Origin of the sequence: Burkholderia sp. Tr-20390, from assembly GCF_017104595.1 — a bacterium.
Classification (GTDB): domain Bacteria; phylum Pseudomonadota; class Gammaproteobacteria; order Burkholderiales; family Burkholderiaceae; genus Burkholderia.
On sequence record NZ_JAAGPC010000094.1, the window covers coordinates 17,743 to 35,232 of the forward strand.

A 17,490-nucleotide genomic window follows, 5' to 3' on the forward strand; every position below is an offset into this window, starting at 1 on the left:
TTTGCCGGAGCATCGCGAACAATAAAAAAGGCCCGGGAGCATTGCCCGGGCCTTTCGTAGATGAGGTGCGGATAACGCTTACCGCGTCAGCGCAGTAAACCCTTCCAGCAACCTCTCGACATCAGCCGCCTGAATCGCGCCCATCGTCGAGATGCGGAACAGTTCTTTCGACAACCCGCCTTGTCCCGCATAGATCACGAAGCCGCGCGCCTTCAGCCCGTCGTGCAGCGTCTCGTACGTCACACCTTGCGGCAACCGGTACGCACGCAGCACAACCGACGATTCACCTTCCGGCAACACCAGCGGCATCCCGCGCGCCGCAAGCCCGGCTTGCGCCTGATCGGCGAGCGCCTTGTAATGCGCATGCCGCGCACGCCAGCCGCCAGCCTCATCAAACTCGCGCAGCGCCTCGACGAGCGCGTAATACGCATGCACGGAAGGCGTAAACGGCGTATTCCGCTGATCCTGCAGCTTCGCGAGACGACCGAGATCGAGGTAGTAAGTGCGGCTTGCGGCCTTCGCGAGCGCGCTGCGACGCACGATCACGAACGCTGCGCCCGGCACGCCGTGCAGGCACTTGTTCGCGGTCGCAGCCACAGCATCGATATCACCACCGGCAAAATCGATCGCTTCCGCACCAAAGCTGCTCACACCATCAACGAGCATCTTCACGCCGCGCGAACGGCAGACTTCCGCGATCGCGCCGAGGTCGTTCAAGCGACCCGTCGTCGTTTCATGATGAATCACCGCAACGTGCGAATACCCACCCGCATCGAGCTTCGCACCAATCTGCGCAAGATCAGGCGCCTGCATCCACTCGTGCTTGAGCACATCATGCGCGATCCCATACTGCGTCGCGATCTGCGTAATCCGCTCGCCATAAACACCGTTCTCGATCACGAGCAGCTTGCCGTCCTTCGGCACGAGCGCCGCGATCATGCTTTCGACAGCGGCCGTGCCCGAGCCCGTCATCAGCACAGCCGCCCACTCAGCCGGATCGAGCTCATACGCAGCAACGAGACGCGCACGCGCCTCATCCTGCAGATCGAAGAATTCGCTTTCGCGATGGCACAGGTCGGGTTGCAGCAGGCTGCGGCGCACGCGTTCGGTGAGCGTGACCGGGCCGGGGTTCAGCAGCAGCATCAATGGGCTCCTTCAACGTGGGCTTCGGTCTGCGCGGCGCCGATGTGCCGCATCAGACGGGTCTTGACCTCGACCGGCGTGACGGTCGGGCGGGGCAGGCCGTCGGGCACGCCGGTGCGGATTGCCAGTCGCACGAACTGCGCACCATCGGCAGACGAAGCAAGCGCCGTATCGAGCACATCCAGCGTATTGCCTTCGACCGCCGACGCATATCCGCACGCGGCAGCCACACCCGCGAACGAAACATGTTGCGACACGGTGGCCTGGCCACCCGTCGATTCGTGCGCGCCGTTGTCGAGCAGCACGTGCGTGAGGTTGGCCGGGCCATAGGTGCCGAGCGTCGCGAACACGCCCATGCGCATCAGCGCGGCGCCGTCGCCGTCGACCGCGATCACGCGCAGGTCGGGGCGCGCAAGCGCGAGACCGAGCGCCATCGGCGTGACGCAGCCCATCGAGCCGACCATGTACAGCTGGTTCGGGCGATCGTCGATTGCGTAGAGTTCGCGGCCGCAGAAGCCGGTCGACGCGAGCACGACGGTCGAATCGACCGGCGTGTGCGCGATCACGCGCTGCAGCGCGTCCTGCCGGGTCGGCCAGGCTTCGGCCGACGCAGCGCGCGACGACGACTGCGCGGCGACATGCGCGCGCGGCTTCGCGGCCGGGTTTGCCTTCAGCTCATACGGCGCGACGCTGCCTTTCTGCATCACGAGCGCGTACGGGCGGCCCGTCGCGTCCATGTGCGCGATCGCGCGGTCGAGTGCCGGGCCGACCTGTTCGGGGTCGGTCGGGAACGTCTCCCACGGGATCTCCATCGTGTCGAGCATCGCGGGCGTGATCGGGCCCATCAGCGCGTGCTGCGGCTCGTCGGCCACGCCCGGCTGGCCGCGCCACGTGACGATCAGCAGCTGCGGCAGGCGGAACGTCCACGTGAGCGACGTGAGCGGGCTCACCGCGTTGCCGAGCCCCGAGTTCTGCATCATCGCGATGCCGCGCTTGCCGCCGAGCGTCGCGCCCGCGATCAGCGCGACCGCGTCGCCTTCGTTCGCGGCCGACACGTAATTCAGCGTCGGGTCCTGCAGCACGTAATTGATGAACGGCGTCAGGTACGAGCAGGGCACGCCCGCGTACCAGTCGAAACCGCGCGCGCGCGCGGCCTCGACGAACTGGGCCGCTTCGATCATTGCGCGCCCCCGTTGCCGGCACCCGGTTCGGACAGCGGCGTCTGGCCATGCGCGAAGTCGCCCGCGCGGCGGAAGTCCTCGAGATCGTTGACGCCGCGCCAGTGGCCGTGCACGTACTGCACCTCGATCTTCTCGCCGGCGGCGATCAGTTCGTTGAGCAGCGACGGGATGTCGAGCGTGTCGAAATCAGGACGCGCCTGCAGCGTCGCGAGCATTGCCTTCAGGCGATCGACACCGGCGCCGCGCACGTTCAGCAGGCCGATCCAGCGGCCGTGCGGCGTGCCTGCGGCGACGTCGCTCGATACGCGTTGCAGGAACGTCTTCTGGCCGAACAGGCCGCGATCGTCTGCGGCGGAGCAGAGCGCGAAATCGCGCACGCTCTGGTTGGTCTCGGTGAGCGACGAATCGACCACCACGCTGAACTCGGCCTCGCTCTCCGCGAGGTCGCGCACGATGTAGCTGCGGAACAGCAGGTCGCCGTACGAGATCACGGTGTCGCCGGTCAGACGGTCGGCCGCGCAGGCGAGCGACGCGAGCTCGCCCGTCTGTGCATGGCGTTCGTTGACGACGAGCTTGATGCCCGACGTGTCGATCGCGTCGGCACGATAGCCGCCGACCACGGTGATGTCGTTCACGCCGTGCGTCTTGAAGCCGTCGACGAGCCAGCGCAGCAGCGGCTTGCCGGCGACCGGCAGCATGACCTTCGGCTTGTCTTCGGTCACGGCTTCGAGGCCCTTGCCGCGGCTGGCAGCCAGCACGATCGCCGCGTTCGACGCGCGCGACGACGACGACAGGTAGATACGCTCGGCCGCCGAGTATTCGTCGGCGTCCTGCAGGCGGAAGATCTCGTTGACCGATGCTACGCGGTCTTCGACGTTGATCAGCGTTTCGCTCTCGTGGATCTCGCGTGCGGTCGCCTGCATCGCGGAGGCCGACGCGCGGATCAGGTGGTTCGCCCAGATCACGGTGCTGATGCCGGCCTGGCGGAACACGTCGGTCGGCGTGCTGTAGTACTTGGTCGGCACGATCACGAGCGGCGCCTTGCCGCTCCATTCGCGGGCGAACTGCAGGATCTCGTCCGGGCGCGACAGCTTGCTGTGGATCAGGATCGCGTCGGCGCCGGCTTCCGCGTACGCGTTCGCGCGGCGCAGCGCCTCGTCCATGCCCCAGCCCGCGATCAGCGCTTCGACGCGCGCGACGATCGAGAAGTCGGGATCGGTCTGCGAATCCTTGCCGGCCTTGATCTTGCCGCAGAACTCGTCGATTTCCGCGAGCGGCTGGCGCTCGCCGCCGATGAAGCTGTTGGTCTTCGGGAACTGCTTGTCCTCGATACAGACGCCCGCGATGCCGCGCTGCTCGAGCTTCTTCACGAGGCGGCGCACGTTGTTGAAGTTGCCGTAGCCGGTGTCGCCGTCGAGCAGGATCGGCAGGTCGCTCGCGTCCGCCATGAATTCGAGCACGTCGACGACCTGGGTCCAGCTCGCCTCGTTGTTGTCACGCACGCCGAACTGCGCGGAGATCGCGAGGCCCGATGCCCAGATGCCCTTGAAGCCGGCTTCGCGGACGATCCGCGCGGACAGGCCGTTGTGCGCTTCCATCAGGAATTCGAGGTCGCTGCTGACGAGCATGCGGCGCAGGCGTGCGCTGCGCGATTCGGTGAAGTTGGGTTCGCGTGCGTTCATCGTGCGACTCCTGCGGTGGTGCGTTGAATCAGGGGAAGGATTTCTTGCGTGGCGCGAGCGACGTCGTTCGGGAAGTCGATCTCGATCCACGGCGAGCCGGTGACGTCGGCGACGTCGAACGAGTGACCGCCTTCGAGCAGCAGGTCGCGCACGGCTTCTTCGTGCGGCATGTTCGCGCGGCCGCTGTCGACGTAGCCCGCGACGATCGTCGCGAGGCGGCGCGCGGTGCCTTCGGTGAAGCGGAAGAAGCCGACCGATTCGCCGATCGTGTCGTAGTCGAGGTCGACTGCGAGCTGCTTGCGCAGCTCGACCGGCACGCCGTTCTTCAGGCACAGCTTGACGGGCTCGTCGCCGGCCTCGAAGTCGCGATCGATCAGCAGGCGGTCGACCGCCTTGTCGGAATCGGCCACCAGCGCGTGCAGGATGTTCTCGTCATACAGCACGTCGGCGTCCATCAGCAGCACGTCGCCGCCGCGCGTCATCGCATCGGCGACGGTATGCACGGTCAGCACGCTGCCGAGGTCGTAGCGGTCGTTGATCACGATCTCGGCCTGGCGGCCGAGACGCTTCAATTCCTGCTCGACCTTCTCGTGCTGGAAGCCCAGCCCAAGCACGATCTCGTCGACGCCCGCGGCATCGAGTACGCGCAGATGGCGCTCGAGCAGCGACACGTCGTCGAAGCGCAGCAGGCACTTCGGGAACTGCGCCTCGGGCGGTTGTTGCAGGCGCAAGCCGAGGCCTGCCGCAAGAATGATGGCTCGCATGGGTTCTCCAACCAAAAAGCCGGCGGATCTGAACGATCAGTCGGCGAGCGGCTGCGGCGCACGGCGCCGCTGCCAGTTTCTTTCACTGAAATGCAGATAGAGCAGGCCGGGCAGGCCGAGCGCGAGTTCGCGCGCGCGTTTCGCAAGCGATAGCGCGAGCGCCGCGTCGGGCGGCAGTCCGACCAGCGGCGCGAGCAGCAGGTAGCCGCCTTCCTGCGCGCCGAGCGAGCCCGGGATCGCGAAGGCCGCGCCACGAATGGCCTGGCCGACGCTCTCGAGCAGCAGCGCGTCGAGCCAGCTCACCGGGTGCCCGAGGAAGTGCAGCGCGAGCCACACTTCGGCGGTGCCGACGATCCAGCCGACGAGACTCAGTGCGAACGTCTTCGCGACCTTCGCACGATCGCGGTACAGCGCGCCGACCGCATCGTCGATCGCGTCGGCGCGGGTGGCCAGCGACGACCAGTCGCGCGGGCCGAGCAGCTTCGACGCGAGGCGCAGGCCGCGGCCGAACAGTCCGCGCCGCTGCGCTGCATAGAACGCGATGGCGAGGGCGCCGAGCACGCCGGTGGCGATGAGTGCGGGCGTGCGCAGGTGCGCGACCGATTCGTGCGTCGCATACAGGCTGAACGCGGCGATGCCGATCAGCGCGAACGCCATCTGCGCGAGCGCCTGCATCGTCGTGCTGACCGTGACGGCTGCCGCCGCGTCGGCCATCCGCGTGCCGCGCTGCGCGAGGTGGCGCACCATCAGCACCGGGCCGCCGATCTGCCCGGCGGGCAGCAGGCTGTTCACGGATTCGCCGACCCAGCGCGCGCGCAGCGCGTTGCCGAGCTCGGCGCCCGGCTGGCCGGGGCGGAACATCACGGAGATTGCGACCGCGTCGATCGCGAGCGGCACGACGTGGAACGCCGCGACGAGCGCGAGCCCCCAGCCGGCCGCGAGGAACGTGGACGCCACGGCGCCGACGCCCTGCCAGGCCAGCAGTGCGATGAAGAGTGCGGTCCCGAGGGACAGCAGGATGAGGCCCGCGCGTGTCATGACCCGCTCGTGCGTCGCGTCGCCAGTTGCTTGAACACCTGGCGGAAACCGAAATACGCGATCGCGTCCTTCATGTTCGAGATGAAGCGCTTCCACGGCCGCATGCCGGGGTTCGTCACGTATTCGAAGGTGAGCGACACGCGCATCTCGTTCTGGCCGAGCGGCGTGATGCGGTGGCGCAGCTTGTCGCCGTCGAACAGCACGATGCCGCCGTCGGCGATCTGCACGGAGCCCGGCTCGTCGGCGACGTCCGGATTGCGCGTATGCAGCTCGTAGTCGAGCCGGCACGACGATTCGTCGATCACGCCGATCAGCAGCGTGTAGCGGCGGCCGTCGTAGTACGACGTGTCGTAGTGCCAGCCGATGTGGTCGCCGGGCTTCGTGTAGTAATACAGCGCGTACGCGTGCGGATCGTCGTCCGGCGACAGCATCAGCTTGTCGCCCGTGACTTTCTCGAGGAACGAGATCAGTGCCTTCGAGCGATACAGTTCGGCGATGTACGGCGCCTGCTCGTCGATCGTATGACGGCTGACGCTGCCGCCCTGCTTGTGGCCGGGCAGGTAATTGCGGTTCAGGCCGGCCTGCATCGCGCGGGCGGCGTCGGCCAGCCTCGCGTGCGCGTCGGCCGGCAGGAAGGTGTCGAGATAAAGGAACGAGCCCTGGCGCGTGTAGTCGCCGCGCAGGCGGTCGAGGTCGAGCTGGCCGACACGGTCGGCCACGGTGCGATCGGGGTCGGCCGCGGCCGCGCGCACGGGCGCGGGGCGTGCCGGGCTCAGCACGGAGTCGTCGCGCGTGCTAGGAGTCATTTGGAAGCCTGGATTTCAGTGGAATTCTGCGGAACATTGCCGCGCCGGACGATGCGCCACCAGTCGAACACGACCCACGCCGCGAACAGCGGGGCGCCGATCGACGCCGCGAGCAGGAACGGCTCGACGCCGTCGAACAGCGTCACGAGCGGCAGCAGGTACAGCACGTCTTCGGTCTCGAAGCCGCCGGCGAATGCCTGCTTGGTGCCGGCCTTGCCGGCGAACGATTCGATCCGCATGCGCAGGAAGAAGATCAGCGCGACGGCCGCGCCGGCCACCGCGCCGAGCAGCACCGGCGACGCGGCCATCTGGCCGCCCTGGGCGACGATCCCGACGCCCATGCTGACGAACAGCGCGACCGTGACGAGCGCATCTGCCGCGAGGTCGTAAAAATGACCGATCTTGCTGGATTTCCCGCTGATGCGCGCGAGCTCGCCATCGGTGTGGTCGACGAAGTTCGACAGCACGATCAGGAACGCGCCTGCATTGCTCCAGCCGAAGCCGCCGTGCGCGAGGCACCAGGCGCCGGCGAGGCCGATCAGCAGGCGAACGGTAGTGAGGTGATTCGGGGTGACGGGCGTGTCGACGAGCGGTCGGACAAGCGAGCGCGCCAGCCGCGCATCCCAGGTGCGCGGCAGGGGCGGTTCGGAACGTGTGGCGGTTTTTCTTTGGTCCATCGGCGAAATATATACGGAATTGTAATTTGGTGCTTTTTATTCGATCAATGTCCTGACATGAGGGAGTGTTACCGCGTCTTGCGGCGATCGGCCGGCCGAAAAGCGCGTGCGCGAAAGGGCGGCCAGACGGGGCGGCGGCATCCGTATTCCAGTGTGGTTCGCCTCGCGCGACTGTCAAGGACGGACGGGCCTCACAGGCCGGTGCGGCGGTGCGTTTCGCGCTTCCCGCCGCGCGTCGCGCGGCGCGTGCGAGCTTGACGTGCGTCAGGTCGGGACAAGCCGCATCGGGTGACAATTGGCCGCGCCGGACGGGCGTCGGTCATTGCCGATCCGCAGGCGATAAAGCGCGGTGGAAATTCGTCGATTGATGCGCGTGAGTTGTCGATCGGTCACCGTCTTTCTGTCCGATGCTTTCGCGTACCTTTCGTGTGCATCCGATTTAAACGGCCCGCCTGTCACAGAACGGTCGTTCGATACCCGGCAAATCCGGCAAGGATCTTTTTCATTTGGCGGACATTTCGCGGCGATGGCCTCTGCGATACTCCGACCGTGCCTGTGGTGCCGGCCGCCCCTCGCGGCCCCAAGGGCTTCATGTCGCTCAGGAGACACCCCCCGCGACGTCAACGACAGACCCCCACGCGTCAGAAACCAGCCATGTCTTCATCACGCATCCTCGCTCCCGCCCTGCGTTCGCTCGTCCGCACCGCCGACGAAGCCGCCGCGCTGATCCGTCCCGGCATGACCGTCGCCATGAGCGGCTTCACGGGCTCCGGCTATCCGAAGGCCGTCCCGGCCGCGCTTGCCGCCCACATCGACGCGGCGCACACGCGCGGCGAGGACTTCCGGATCAACGTGCTGACGGGCGCGTCGACCGCGCCGGAACTCGACGGCGCGCTCGCCCGCACCAACGGCATCTCGATGCGCCTGCCGTACCAGTCCGACCCGACGTTGCGCGACAAGATCAACGGCGGCGAAGTCGACTACCAGGACGTCCACCTGAGCCATGTCGCGCAGTACGCCTGGTTCGGGCTGTACGGCGATCTCGATGTCGCGATCGTCGAAGTCGCGGGCATCCGCGAGGACGGGCTGCTGATTCCGTCCGCGTCGATCGGCAACAACAAGACCTGGCTCGAACGCGCGAAGCACGTGATCCTCGAGGTCAACTCGCGCCAGCCGCTCGGCCTCGACGGGATGCACGACGTCTATTACGGCACCGCGCTGCCGCCGCACCGCAAGCCGATTCCGCTGACGAAGAGCGACGACCGGATCGGCGAGCCGTACCTGCGCTGCCCGGCCGACAAGATCGTCGCGATCGTCGAGACGGATGCGCCGGACCGCAGCAATGCGTTCTCCGCGCCGGACGCGACGTCCAAGCAGATCGCGCTGCAACTGATCGACTTCCTGCGCCATGAAGTGAAGCGCGGCCGCCTGCCGGAAAACCTGCTGCCGCTGCAGTCGGGTGTCGGCAACATCACGAACGCGGTGCTCGCGGAGCTCAGCTCGGCCGGCTTCTCGAACCTGACCGCGTACACGGAAGTGATCCAGGACGGCATGCTCGACCTGCTGCAGGATGGCACGCTGAGCTTCGCGTCGGCCACCGCGCTGTCGCTGAGCCCGGCCGCCGTGCAGCGCTTCGCCGACGAAATCGCGACGTTCCGCGAGAAGATCGTGCTGCGCCCGCAGGAGATCAGCAACCATCCGGAGCTCGTGCGCCGGCTCGGCTGCATCGCGATGAACGGGATGATCGAGGCCGACATCTACGGCAACGTGAACTCGACGCACGTGATGGGCACGAAGATCCAGAACGGCATCGGCGGCTCGGGCGACTTCGCGCGCAACGGCTACCTGTCGTGCTTCATGTCGGCGAGTACCGCGAAGGGCGGTGCGATCTCGCGGATCGTGCCGATGGCGAGCCACGTCGACCACACCGAGCACGACGTCGCGGTGGTCGTCACCGAGCAGGGTCTCGCGGACTTGCGCGGCCTGTCGCCGAAGCAGCGCGCACGCAAGGTCATCGCGACCTGCGCGCATCCCGACTACCGGCCGATGCTCGAGGATTACTTCGAGCGCGCGTCGCGTGAAAGCTTCGGCAAGCACACGCCGCACCTGCTCGCCGAGGCGCTGTCGTGGCACGAGCGCTACGTGCGCACGGGCACGATGAAGGCCTGACGCGGAGCGAAGCGGGCGCGCGTCGCGCGTGCGCCCGTCAATCCATCGCCGCGTGTGCGATCTCCACGCTCGCCGCTTTCTGCGGCGGGCGGATCAGCAGCAACAGCGGAATCATCAGCAGCGTCGCGACGAACATCAGCTTGAAGTCGTTCAGGTACGCGATCATCGACGCCTGCTGGTTGATCGTGCGGTCGAGCAGCGCGATGTCGACGCGGCTGCCGGCGATCGCCTGCACGGCCGGGTTGAACGGCGTGATGTGGGTCGCGAGGTCGGCATGCGCGACCTGCGTGTTGCGCGTCATCAGCGTCTGCACGATCGAGATGCCGATACTGCTGCCGATGTTGCGCATCAGGCTGTAGGTGGCCGTGCCGTCCGCACGCAGGTCGGGCGGCAGCGTCGAGAACGACAGCGCGCTCAGCGGCACGAACACGAGCCCCAGCCCGAAGCCCTGCACCACACCCGGCCACACGATGTCCGCTTCGGACAGCACGACCGTGTACTGCATCATCTGCCAGAGCGCGAGCGCGGAAATCGCCAGTCCCGCGAGCAGCAGCATCCGCGCATCCACGTATTTCAGCAGCCGGCCGACGAACAGCATCGCGATCATCGTGCCGGCGCCGCTTGGCGCGGTGACGAGGCCCGTCGTCGCGACCGGGTAGCCCATCAGGTTCTGCAGCATCGGCGGCAGCAGCGCGCGGGTCGCGTACAGCACCGCGCCGACCACGAAGATGAACAGCGTGCCCGTCGCGAAGTTCGGGTCGCGCAGCAGTTCCGACTTGAAGAACGACGCCTTGCCGACGGTCGCCGTATGCACGAGGAAGAACGCGAAGCTGAGCGCCGCGACGATCGCCTCGATGCGGATCTCGTACGAGCCGAACCAGTCGAGCTGTTCGCCGCGGTCGAGCATCGCCTGGAACGCGCCGATCGCGAGCGCCAGCGTCGCGAAGCCGAACGCGTCGAACTTCACGTGCGGGCGCGGCGCGCGTGCGGGCAGGAAGGTCATCACGCCGGCGAGCGCGAACGCGCCGATCGGCACGTTGATGAAGAACACCCAGCGCCAGTTGTAGCTGTCGGTGAGCCAGCCGCCGAGCGTCGGGCCGAGGATCGGGCCGACCATCACGCCCATTCCCCAGATCGCCATCGCCTGGCCTTGTTTCTCGCGCGGATTGATGTCGAGCAGGATCGACTGCGACAGCGGCACGAGCGCGGCGCCGAACACGCCCTGCAGCAGGCGCGCGCCGACGATCTGCACGAGCGTCTCGGACAGCCCGCACAGCGCCGACGCGACCGTGAAGCCCGCGATCGACACGATCAGCAGCCGTTTCACGCTGAGCCGGTCGGACAGCCAGCCGGTGAGCGGCGTCGCGATCGCCGCGGCGACGATATAGGAGGTCAGCACCCACGTGATCTCGTCCTGCGATGCGGACAGCGTGCCCTGCATGTGCGGCAGCGCGACGTTCGCGATCGTGCTGTCGAGGGTCTGGATCAGCGTGGCGAGCATGATCGACAAGGTCAGCATCGGCCGGTTCAGTGCGGGCGAGGCGGGGGCATCGGCGGCGGGGTTCAAGCGGGTGTCTCCACGGGGCGGTCGCCGTGGGCGGCGATCCGGTATGGCTGGAATTATAAGCACGCTTATTATATATCCGCTTATCGCCGAGGCATGGCCGGCTTGACCCCTATAATCGCCGGATGGACAAGACTTACGAGAACCGGATCGGCTATCTGATCGCCGATGTCGCCCGCCTGAACGGACGCCTGTTCGACCGGCGCGCGAAGCGCATCGGGCTGACCCGGGCGCAAAGCCGCGTGCTCGCGTACCTGACGTGGAAGGGCGAGATGAATCAGGCGCGGCTCGCCGAATGGCTCGAGATCGCGCCGATCTCGCTCACGCGGTTGCTCGACCGGATGGAAAGCTATGGCTGGATCGAGCGCATCGCGAACGACGACGACCGCCGCGCATTCGTGATCCGGCTGACCGACAAGTCGCGCGAGATCTTTCCGCAGATGCTCGAGGTGGGTGACACCGTCGCCGACGACGGGCTGCGCGGCTTCACGCCCGACGAGCGCGATACGCTGGTGCGGCTGCTCGGGCGCGTGCGCCACAACCTGATCGATTGCGGCGGGGAGTGAGGTGGCCCGCCGTTCGGGCGGGCCGGATGAACGACTTGAAAAACATCGGGCGGCAGCGCGCGAGCACGCGGCGTTGTCATCGCCGTTGCGCGGGTGCCGATGCCCGGCGTGGCCTTCGTCGGGCTGGCACACGAGACGATACGCTCGCCATGTTCGACGAAGCGCTTGCGTGGGTATCGACGTCGGCTCGGTTGAGCCGACGCTAGCTGTTACGGCCTTGGCGAGTCCATGTGCTCAACGGGCCAGTGCCGCGAGCGTGTACGCCGCCAGATAAAGCCCCACACCGTAGGACAGATGCGTGATGAGACTGCGCCGGCGCGCGACGCCCGGGTTCGGCGTGCGCGACGCCGCGATGCCGAAACCGAGCGCAGGCTGCATCACGAAGAACGGTGCGACGACGCTAGCGAGGCCGGCGACGAGCGCGGGGAGCGGGGTCGGCGTGCCGATCCAAGCCGTGCCCGCGATCGCGACGGGCAGCACCGCGAACGCGATGCCGATCGCGTAATGCGCGACCCAGCCGAGCGCGCGTTCGCCGGGAACGGGTGCCGCGGCGACGATCGACGCATGCCGGAACCGGCCGTGCATCATGTGACCGAGCCAGCGGCCGACCAGCGCGTAGTCGAGCGACGGAATGCCGAATGCACGCCGCCGGAACAGCGTCCACAGATCCATCACGAGCGTGGCGCCCGTGCCGATCAGCAACAGGTCGGGCAGGACGTCGGGCAGGCTCATCGCGTGCCTCCGCAGAGAAGGGAACAGGCTGCGCGGTGCAGCGGAATACGGCGTGGTTTCAACGGTTTCATGGCGATCCGGGCTTGTCTTCATCGAGTCGAGCGACTATCTTGCAACCTCAAGTTCACTTGAGGTCAAGCATGAGCCGGCTGGACATTGCAGAGGTGGCGCGACGCTCGGGATTGCCCGCGTCGACGCTTCGCTACTACGAGGAAAAGGGGCTGATCGTGCCGATCGGCCGCCACGGGCTGCGGCGGCAATACGACGAGTCGGTGCTGGAGCGCCTGGCGCTGATCGCACTGGGCCGCGAGGCCGGCTTTTCGCTCGACGACATCCTCGCGATGGTCGGCACGGACGGCCTGCCTGCGATCGATCGCGCGAAGCTCGACGGCAAGGCTGACGAACTCGACCGCACGATTCGCCGTCTCGGCGCCGTGCGCGATGCGTTGCGGCATGCGGCCGTGTGCCCGGCATCGAACCATCTCGAATGCCCGTCGTTCCAGAAGCTGCTTCGGATCGCCGCGCATCGCCATCCGGCGCGCCGCACGAAGACGGAAGGCGCGTAGGCGGCGAGTGTGCACCGGCGGGTTGGCCGATGGCAGGGTGATGCGCAGAGTCATGCGGTGCCGGACATCGCAAACTGGAACAACGGGGTTGCAGCGTGTGGATTTTGCTTGTGTTTCCTGCCGCGTATGCGGCATCGCGGGTCGCGCCGCATTACGGGGTGCTCGCCGGGCTCGCGACGGTGGCCGTCGTGATGGTGACGCCGCAAGTGCTGCTGGCGTTGGGAATCGATTGGGTGACACGGCGGCGCGGAGGCATTGAACCGCCTGTCACGACCGCTCCGCCTGTACAGACCGATAGTCTGGAGGACGAACTGGCTGACGGGCCCGACGACGCACCCGATGTGCCGTTTCGATACGGCGAGCGTGCACGATTCAAGCAACTGGTGCTGATCGCCGACGCCGTGCGGTCCGACATCACGCGCAGTTTCTACGACAAGGCGAAGCGGACGATCGAAGCGTACGTGGATGTCGAGACGGGGCGCGACGGTTCGGGGGCGGCGATGGTGTCGACGGCCGAGCTGGCCCAGGAAGACGCCCCGACCGTCGTGCTGCCGGACGAAATGCTGACCGTGTTCGTGTCGAACGACGGCGCGTGGTCGGGATTCCGCGTCGGTGACGACACCATCCGGTTCCGCCACGGTGCAATCACGAGAATGCAGCTCACGCAGGTGATTCCGGTTCGCTGGAAGGGCGGCTACATGGTGAAGTTCTGGTTCGACGTACCGAAACGGAACAGTCAAGACGATTGCGGGCCGCATTCGACCTGGTTCTATCTCGCGGCAGATTATTCCGGCCGCCGATCGCGCGCGCTCACCCATGCATGTCGCGAAATCGCGTCGGTGCTCGACGTCCCGTTCGACATCGACGAGATCGGCGACGACTGAGTCATCCCGCGTAGTACACGCGGCATTCCTGCTCGCGCCCGCGCACGATGCGCTTGCCGACGAGCGAGCCGTACGTTTCGGTGAAGACGGTCCGCTGATGCTCGCGTTGCAGGGCGTCGTAGAAATAGAGCGAGACCCAGTCCGTCGGGCGGGACGCCTCCGGCGTGCGCATCGCGGCATGCAGGCACAGCGCGGTGAAATGCCAGCCGCCCTTGGTCATGTGCATCACGGGCAGCGGCACGTAGTCGTCCGCATTCGGGCGCCGATGCGCGGTGACGCGTTGTACGACGCCAGGCGTCGGCAACACGCCGGCGGCGGCCTTGTTGCGGTACAGGCGGTCGATGTAGAGCAGCAGTTCGACGGGCGGCTCCGTGCCGCGGCCGGCGTCCTGCACGTGGCCCTGCCAGCGCCGGCGGCGGCTCAGCACGTCGTCGAGCGCGGCGCGGATGCCGGCCGCGCGCCGCGGGCCGACGCCCGAGATCGTTTCGAGCTGGCCGTTGCGGGCCGCGCGTTCGAGTTCCTCGAGCGTATCGATGTGCAGCAGGTCGTGAATGCGCAGCGCGAGCGCGTGGCCGATGCCCGGCACCGCTTCGAACGCGGAGGTGCGTTCGGCGTCGCCGCACAGCCGGTCGAGCTGGCGCCAGCGCCCCGTCACCAGCAGCTCGGCAATCGCCTGGGCGACGCCCGTGCCGACCTCGGGCAGCATCCCGAGCGCATCGACGCCACCGGATTCGAACAGGGAGCGGATGTCGAGGTCGAGCGCGTCGACCGTCTCGGCCGACGCGCGGTACGCGGCGACCCGGTACGGATTCGCGCCCTGGTCAGCCAGCCGCTGCGCCGCCTCGCGCAGGCAGGCCGCGATATGCCGGTTTTCCTCGAACGTTTGGCTGGCGGTCGTCTGCATGGCGAGGGACCTGGGGACGCACAAACGGAATGGACACGGCGAACGATGCGCCGGTCGGCCTTTCATCATTGTCGCGACACGCGATGAAGAAAACTTGACGCACGTCAATGGCAAACGTAGCACAGGTTCGACGCGCACGGTCGTGCCGGAAAGCGGCACGACCGTGCGTCGCGTAATGCGGTCACGCGTCGAGGAACGACTGCGCGTTTTCGGCCTCGGCGGCCGTGCGCAACGCGGCGAGTGCCCGCTTCTCGATCTGCCGCACGCGTTCGCGCGACATGCCCGCGTCCTGCGCGATCGCGTCGTAGGTGTCAGGCTCGGCGCCGCCGAGCCCGAACCGCCGGCGCAGCACGTCGGCCTCGGCCGGCGAGACCGACCGGAGCAGCGACCTCACGCATTCGCGCATCCGCGTGTCGGCCAGTTGCTCGAACGGGCTGGCCGACGCCTGGTCCTCGATCAGCTCGACGAGACCGGTGTCCGCGTCGGGCAGCGGCGCGTCGAGCGACACGGGCTCGGCAGGCAGCGCGAGCACCGCGCGCAGCTTGTCCTCGTCGAGGCCGGTTTCGGCCGCCAGGTCGGCCGGCGTCGCCCGGCGGCCCGTGCGCTGCCGAAAACGCAGCGCATGCCGCTGCACCCGCTGGTACTGGTCGCCGACGTGCACGGGCACGCGGATCGTGCGAGCGCGATCCGCGACCGCGCGCGCAATCGCCTGGCGGATCCACCAGGTCGCATAGGTCGAGAACTTGAACCCGCGCCGGTATTCGAATTTCTCGATCGCACGCATCAGGCCGAGGCTGCCGTCCTGCACGAGATCGGGCAGGTCGACGCCGCGGTTCATGTACTTGCGCGCGATCGACAGCACGAGCCGCAGGTTCGCCTCGAGCATCGCGCGCGTGGCGTCGCGCACTTTCTGCTGGCCGTCCGTCAGCGCCGCGGCGAGTGCCCGCCGCGCAACCGTGTCGAAGCAGGCGGCTTCGCCCGTCGCGGCGTGATGCGGCGCGGACACGAGCGCGCGCACGACGTCGCTCGCGTCGTCGACGGCCGGTGCGACCCACGCGATCGAGCCGAGCAGGGCGGCGACGTGGTTGCGTGCGTCACGGTATTCGTCCGAACGGCAGCCATGCGCGTGCAATGCGCCGCGCAAGGCCGCGACGGCCGCCTGCAGCGCGTCGTAGCTGGCCGGCGCCGGCGTGTCGCCGGCGTCGTCATCGGACGACCCGGCTGCGCGGGTCGAAGCCGGGGCGCGATGACGCGCAAGCAGCGCGTCCACCGCCGCCGGATAGCCGGCGAGCGCATGCAGGATCTGGTGGCGGCCCGTCTCGATCTCGCGCGCCAGCACGATTTCGCCTTCGCGCGTGAGCAGCGGCACCGCCTGCATGCGGCGCATGTAGAGGGCGAGCGGATCGGTCGATGCGCTCGTGCCGCGTGCGAGGTCGCCGAGCATCGCGCGGCCTTCGTCGAGCGCATCGCGATCGACGTCGACAGGCGCCGAACCGGCGAACGGCGCAGGCGCGGCCGGCTCGTCGAGCACGGCGATGCCGATGTCGGCGAGCGCGGCGCGCACGACGTCGAGCGCGTCGGGGCTGTCGCTTTCGGGCGGCAGCGCGTCGACGAGGTCGGCGTGGGTCAGATAACCCTGTTCGCCGGCGAGCGCCAGCAACTGGATGATCGGATCGAGCGGCGTGTCCGCCCGGGGAGTGGGCCGTGGCGTAGTCATGTCGATGGCGGCGTGAGCCGCGTTCCTGTCTGGGCGGGCCGAAGTCCGCTGGTTTCGGGCCGCCGGTTGCTCGCGAACCCCGTCCGCGCCGGCCAGCCTGACATCGTTCAAGTTGAGGGCATTTGCGCGAACTTCAACGCGGGTGCGGCAGACGTGCCAGCATGCGGCGTGCCCGCGCGCCCGTCCGGTGCAGGAAACAAAAAGTAACCGATCATACCGGGCGGAAATCTGCAGGGGACGTAAGCTAGAGTCAGGCGCGCGCCTGGCGGCGACGCGTGGATTCTGCCGGAGCAATCGATGACCCCGATTCCTGCCGCGAGGTATGCGGTATTCGCATTGACGACGCTGGCCCTCGGCGGCTGTTATTACACGAGTCCGTATGGCTATGCGCCGTACTACACACCGGCGCCGGCCACGCTGACGCAGCGCGAGATCCCCGTCACGCCGGCTGCGCCGGCCACCACTGCGCCGGGCCCGGCTGCGGCGGCGGTCGCGCCGCCGGTGGTCGATCCGGCGCCCGTCTACGTCGCGCCGGCCTATCCGCCACCGTATCCCTATCCGTATCCGTACTATGCCCCCGCGTATTACCCGGGCTGGTACGGCTGGGGCGCACCGGCGATCTCGGTCGGCTTCTGGGGCGGATGGGGCGGCGGCTGGCGTGGACGCGGCGGGTACGGGCATCGTCCGTGGGGCGGCGGCCACTGGGGCGGCGGCTGGGGCGGGCATCGGCACTGACCGGCGCGCGGCGGCACCGCGCGGGAGAGCATCATGAGGAACATGATTGTCCGAAGCCTGTGCGTCGTCCTGCTCGGCCTGGCGGCCGCGCCGGATATTACACAGGCACAGAGCACCGGCTACACGAATTCGCCGGCCGAGCTGTTCGCGGGGCCCGCGCCCGACTATCCGGTCGTCGCGCAGATTCCGCCGGGCACCGCGCTGGACGTGTTCGGCTGCCTGAGCGACTACACGTGGTGCGACGTCGCGCTGCCGGGCGTGCGCGGCTGGATCGACGCGCAACTGATCGACTATCCGTACCAGGGCGGTTACGCGCCGCTGCTCGAATATGGCGCGATCGTCGGCGTGCCGATCACGGGGTT

The 17,490-nt window shown here is 67.9% G+C and carries 17 protein-coding genes; 6 read left to right on the forward strand and 11 right to left on the reverse strand.

The window, feature by feature from the left end; genetic code table 11:
• Positions 1–78 precede the first annotated feature (78 nt).
• The 7 genes from G3N98_RS23485 to G3N98_RS23515 are packed head-to-tail and all read right to left on the reverse strand — an operon-like array spanning position 79 to position 7,291.
• A complete protein-coding gene (locus tag G3N98_RS23485) occupies positions 79–1,143 on the reverse strand; it encodes a 2-aminoethylphosphonate aminotransferase (protein WP_206149366.1) in 1,065 nt (354 codons plus the stop codon).
• Positions 1,143–2,324 (reverse strand): phosphonopyruvate decarboxylase, encoded by a 1,182-nt coding sequence (gene aepY, locus G3N98_RS23490; RefSeq protein ID WP_206149367.1) that lies wholly within the window; start codon positions 2,322–2,324, stop codon positions 1,143–1,145. The genes G3N98_RS23485 and aepY overlap by 1 nt, the downstream gene beginning before the upstream one ends.
• Positions 2,321–4,006, reverse strand: coding sequence for a phosphoenolpyruvate mutase (gene aepX / locus G3N98_RS23495; RefSeq protein WP_089474646.1), 1,686 nt, complete (start codon positions 4,004–4,006; stop codon positions 2,321–2,323). The genes aepY and aepX overlap by 4 nt, the downstream gene beginning before the upstream one ends.
• A complete protein-coding gene (locus tag G3N98_RS23500) occupies positions 4,003–4,770 on the reverse strand; it encodes a phosphocholine cytidylyltransferase family protein (protein WP_089447471.1) in 768 nt (255 codons plus the stop codon). Before G3N98_RS23500 ends, aepX begins: the two co-directional genes overlap by 4 nt.
• A 36-nt stretch (positions 4,771–4,806) precedes the next feature.
• Complete coding sequence (locus G3N98_RS23505; protein ID WP_089474647.1) at positions 4,807–5,808, reverse strand: HpnL family protein; 1,002 nt, start codon at positions 5,806–5,808, stop codon at positions 4,807–4,809.
• Positions 5,805–6,614 carry a 2OG-Fe(II) oxygenase gene (locus tag G3N98_RS23510; protein WP_206149368.1) on the reverse strand — a complete coding sequence of 270 codons (810 nt, stop codon included), beginning with the start codon at positions 6,612–6,614 and terminating at the stop codon, positions 5,805–5,807. Before G3N98_RS23510 ends, G3N98_RS23505 begins: the two co-directional genes overlap by 4 nt.
• Positions 6,611–7,291, reverse strand: coding sequence for a CDP-alcohol phosphatidyltransferase family protein (locus G3N98_RS23515; protein WP_206149369.1), 681 nt, complete (start codon positions 7,289–7,291; stop codon positions 6,611–6,613). Before G3N98_RS23515 ends, G3N98_RS23510 begins: the two co-directional genes overlap by 4 nt.
• Positions 7,292–7,945: 654 nt before the next feature.
• Between G3N98_RS23515 and G3N98_RS23520 the strand changes: the two genes are divergently transcribed.
• A complete protein-coding gene (locus G3N98_RS23520; protein ID WP_089432532.1) occupies positions 7,946–9,460 on the forward strand; it encodes an acetyl-CoA hydrolase/transferase family protein in 1,515 nt (504 codons plus the stop codon).
• A gap of 37 nt (positions 9,461–9,497) precedes the next feature.
• Here the strand turns inward: G3N98_RS23520 and G3N98_RS23525 are convergent, their stop codons facing one another.
• Positions 9,498–11,027, reverse strand: coding sequence for a DHA2 family efflux MFS transporter permease subunit (locus G3N98_RS23525; protein ID WP_206149370.1), 1,530 nt, complete (start codon positions 11,025–11,027; stop codon positions 9,498–9,500).
• 122 nt (positions 11,028–11,149) lie between these two features.
• On the opposite strand from G3N98_RS23525, the gene G3N98_RS23530 reads away from it, so the two are divergent.
• Positions 11,150–11,590, forward strand: a complete 441-nt coding sequence (locus tag G3N98_RS23530) for a MarR family transcriptional regulator (RefSeq protein WP_047850156.1) — start codon at positions 11,150–11,152, stop codon at positions 11,588–11,590.
• A gap of 234 nt (positions 11,591–11,824) precedes the next feature.
• Here the strand turns inward: G3N98_RS23530 and G3N98_RS23535 are convergent, their stop codons facing one another.
• Positions 11,825–12,322 carry a DUF2938 domain-containing protein gene (locus tag G3N98_RS23535; protein WP_206149371.1) on the reverse strand — a complete coding sequence of 166 codons (498 nt, stop codon included), beginning with the start codon at positions 12,320–12,322 and terminating at the stop codon, positions 11,825–11,827.
• Between the two features lie 140 nt (positions 12,323–12,462).
• Between G3N98_RS23535 and G3N98_RS23540 the strand changes: the two genes are divergently transcribed.
• Positions 12,463–12,888, forward strand: a complete 426-nt coding sequence (locus tag G3N98_RS23540) for a helix-turn-helix domain-containing protein (RefSeq protein ID WP_046547576.1) — start codon at positions 12,463–12,465, stop codon at positions 12,886–12,888.
• Positions 12,889–12,983: 95 nt separating this feature from the next.
• Positions 12,984–13,772 (forward strand): hypothetical protein, encoded by a 789-nt coding sequence (locus G3N98_RS23545; protein WP_206149372.1) that lies wholly within the window; start codon positions 12,984–12,986, stop codon positions 13,770–13,772.
• A 1-nt stretch (position 13,773) separates the two neighbouring features.
• Here the strand turns inward: G3N98_RS23545 and G3N98_RS23550 are convergent, their stop codons facing one another.
• Both G3N98_RS23550 and G3N98_RS23555 read right to left on the reverse strand, forming a co-directional pair.
• Positions 13,774–14,676 (reverse strand): helix-hairpin-helix domain-containing protein, encoded by a 903-nt coding sequence (locus G3N98_RS23550; RefSeq protein ID WP_089474655.1) that lies wholly within the window; start codon positions 14,674–14,676, stop codon positions 13,774–13,776.
• A gap of 181 nt (positions 14,677–14,857) precedes the next feature.
• Positions 14,858–16,393, reverse strand: a complete 1,536-nt coding sequence (locus tag G3N98_RS23555) for a sigma-70 family RNA polymerase sigma factor (protein WP_206149373.1) — start codon at positions 16,391–16,393, stop codon at positions 14,858–14,860.
• A gap of 297 nt (positions 16,394–16,690) precedes the next feature.
• Here G3N98_RS23555 and G3N98_RS23560 point away from each other — a divergent pair, with 297 nt between their 5' ends.
• Together G3N98_RS23560 and G3N98_RS23565 are read left to right on the forward strand one after the other, a co-directional pair.
• Positions 16,691–17,128 (forward strand): hypothetical protein, encoded by a 438-nt coding sequence (locus tag G3N98_RS23560; RefSeq protein ID WP_089427727.1) that lies wholly within the window; start codon positions 16,691–16,693, stop codon positions 17,126–17,128.
• 33 nt (positions 17,129–17,161) lie between these two features.
• Positions 17,162–17,490 (forward strand): SH3 domain-containing protein (locus tag G3N98_RS23565; RefSeq protein WP_346779104.1); only part of this gene is annotated, 329 nt, incomplete at its 3' end.

Coding starts and splice junctions, on each gene's coding strand:
- G3N98_RS23485 (WP_206149366.1), bottom strand. CDS start 1,143: ATGCTGCTGCTGAACCCCGGCCCGGTCACGCTCACCGAACGCGTGCGC.
- aepY (WP_206149367.1), bottom strand. CDS start 2,324: ATGATCGAAGCGGCCCAGTTCGTCGAGGCCGCGCGCGCGCGCGGTTTC.
- aepX (WP_089474646.1), bottom strand. CDS start 4,006: ATGAACGCACGCGAACCCAACTTCACCGAATCGCGCAGCGCACGCCTG.
- G3N98_RS23500 (WP_089447471.1), bottom strand. CDS start 4,770: ATGCGAGCCATCATTCTTGCGGCAGGCCTCGGCTTGCGCCTGCAACAA.
- G3N98_RS23505 (WP_089474647.1), bottom strand. CDS start 5,808: ATGACACGCGCGGGCCTCATCCTGCTGTCCCTCGGGACCGCACTCTTC.
- G3N98_RS23510 (WP_206149368.1), bottom strand. CDS start 6,614: ATGACTCCTAGCACGCGCGACGACTCCGTGCTGAGCCCGGCACGCCCC.
- G3N98_RS23515 (WP_206149369.1), bottom strand. CDS start 7,291: ATGGACCAAAGAAAAACCGCCACACGTTCCGAACCGCCCCTGCCGCGC.
- G3N98_RS23520 (WP_089432532.1), top strand. CDS start 7,946: ATGTCTTCATCACGCATCCTCGCTCCCGCCCTGCGTTCGCTCGTCCGC.
- G3N98_RS23530 (WP_047850156.1), top strand. CDS start 11,150: ATGGACAAGACTTACGAGAACCGGATCGGCTATCTGATCGCCGATGTC.
- G3N98_RS23535 (WP_206149371.1), bottom strand. CDS start 12,322: ATGAGCCTGCCCGACGTCCTGCCCGACCTGTTGCTGATCGGCACGGGC.
- G3N98_RS23540 (WP_046547576.1), top strand. CDS start 12,463: ATGAGCCGGCTGGACATTGCAGAGGTGGCGCGACGCTCGGGATTGCCC.
- G3N98_RS23550 (WP_089474655.1), bottom strand. CDS start 14,676: ATGCAGACGACCGCCAGCCAAACGTTCGAGGAAAACCGGCATATCGCG.
- G3N98_RS23555 (WP_206149373.1), bottom strand. CDS start 16,393: ATGACTACGCCACGGCCCACTCCCCGGGCGGACACGCCGCTCGATCCG.
- G3N98_RS23560 (WP_089427727.1), top strand. CDS start 16,691: ATGACCCCGATTCCTGCCGCGAGGTATGCGGTATTCGCATTGACGACG.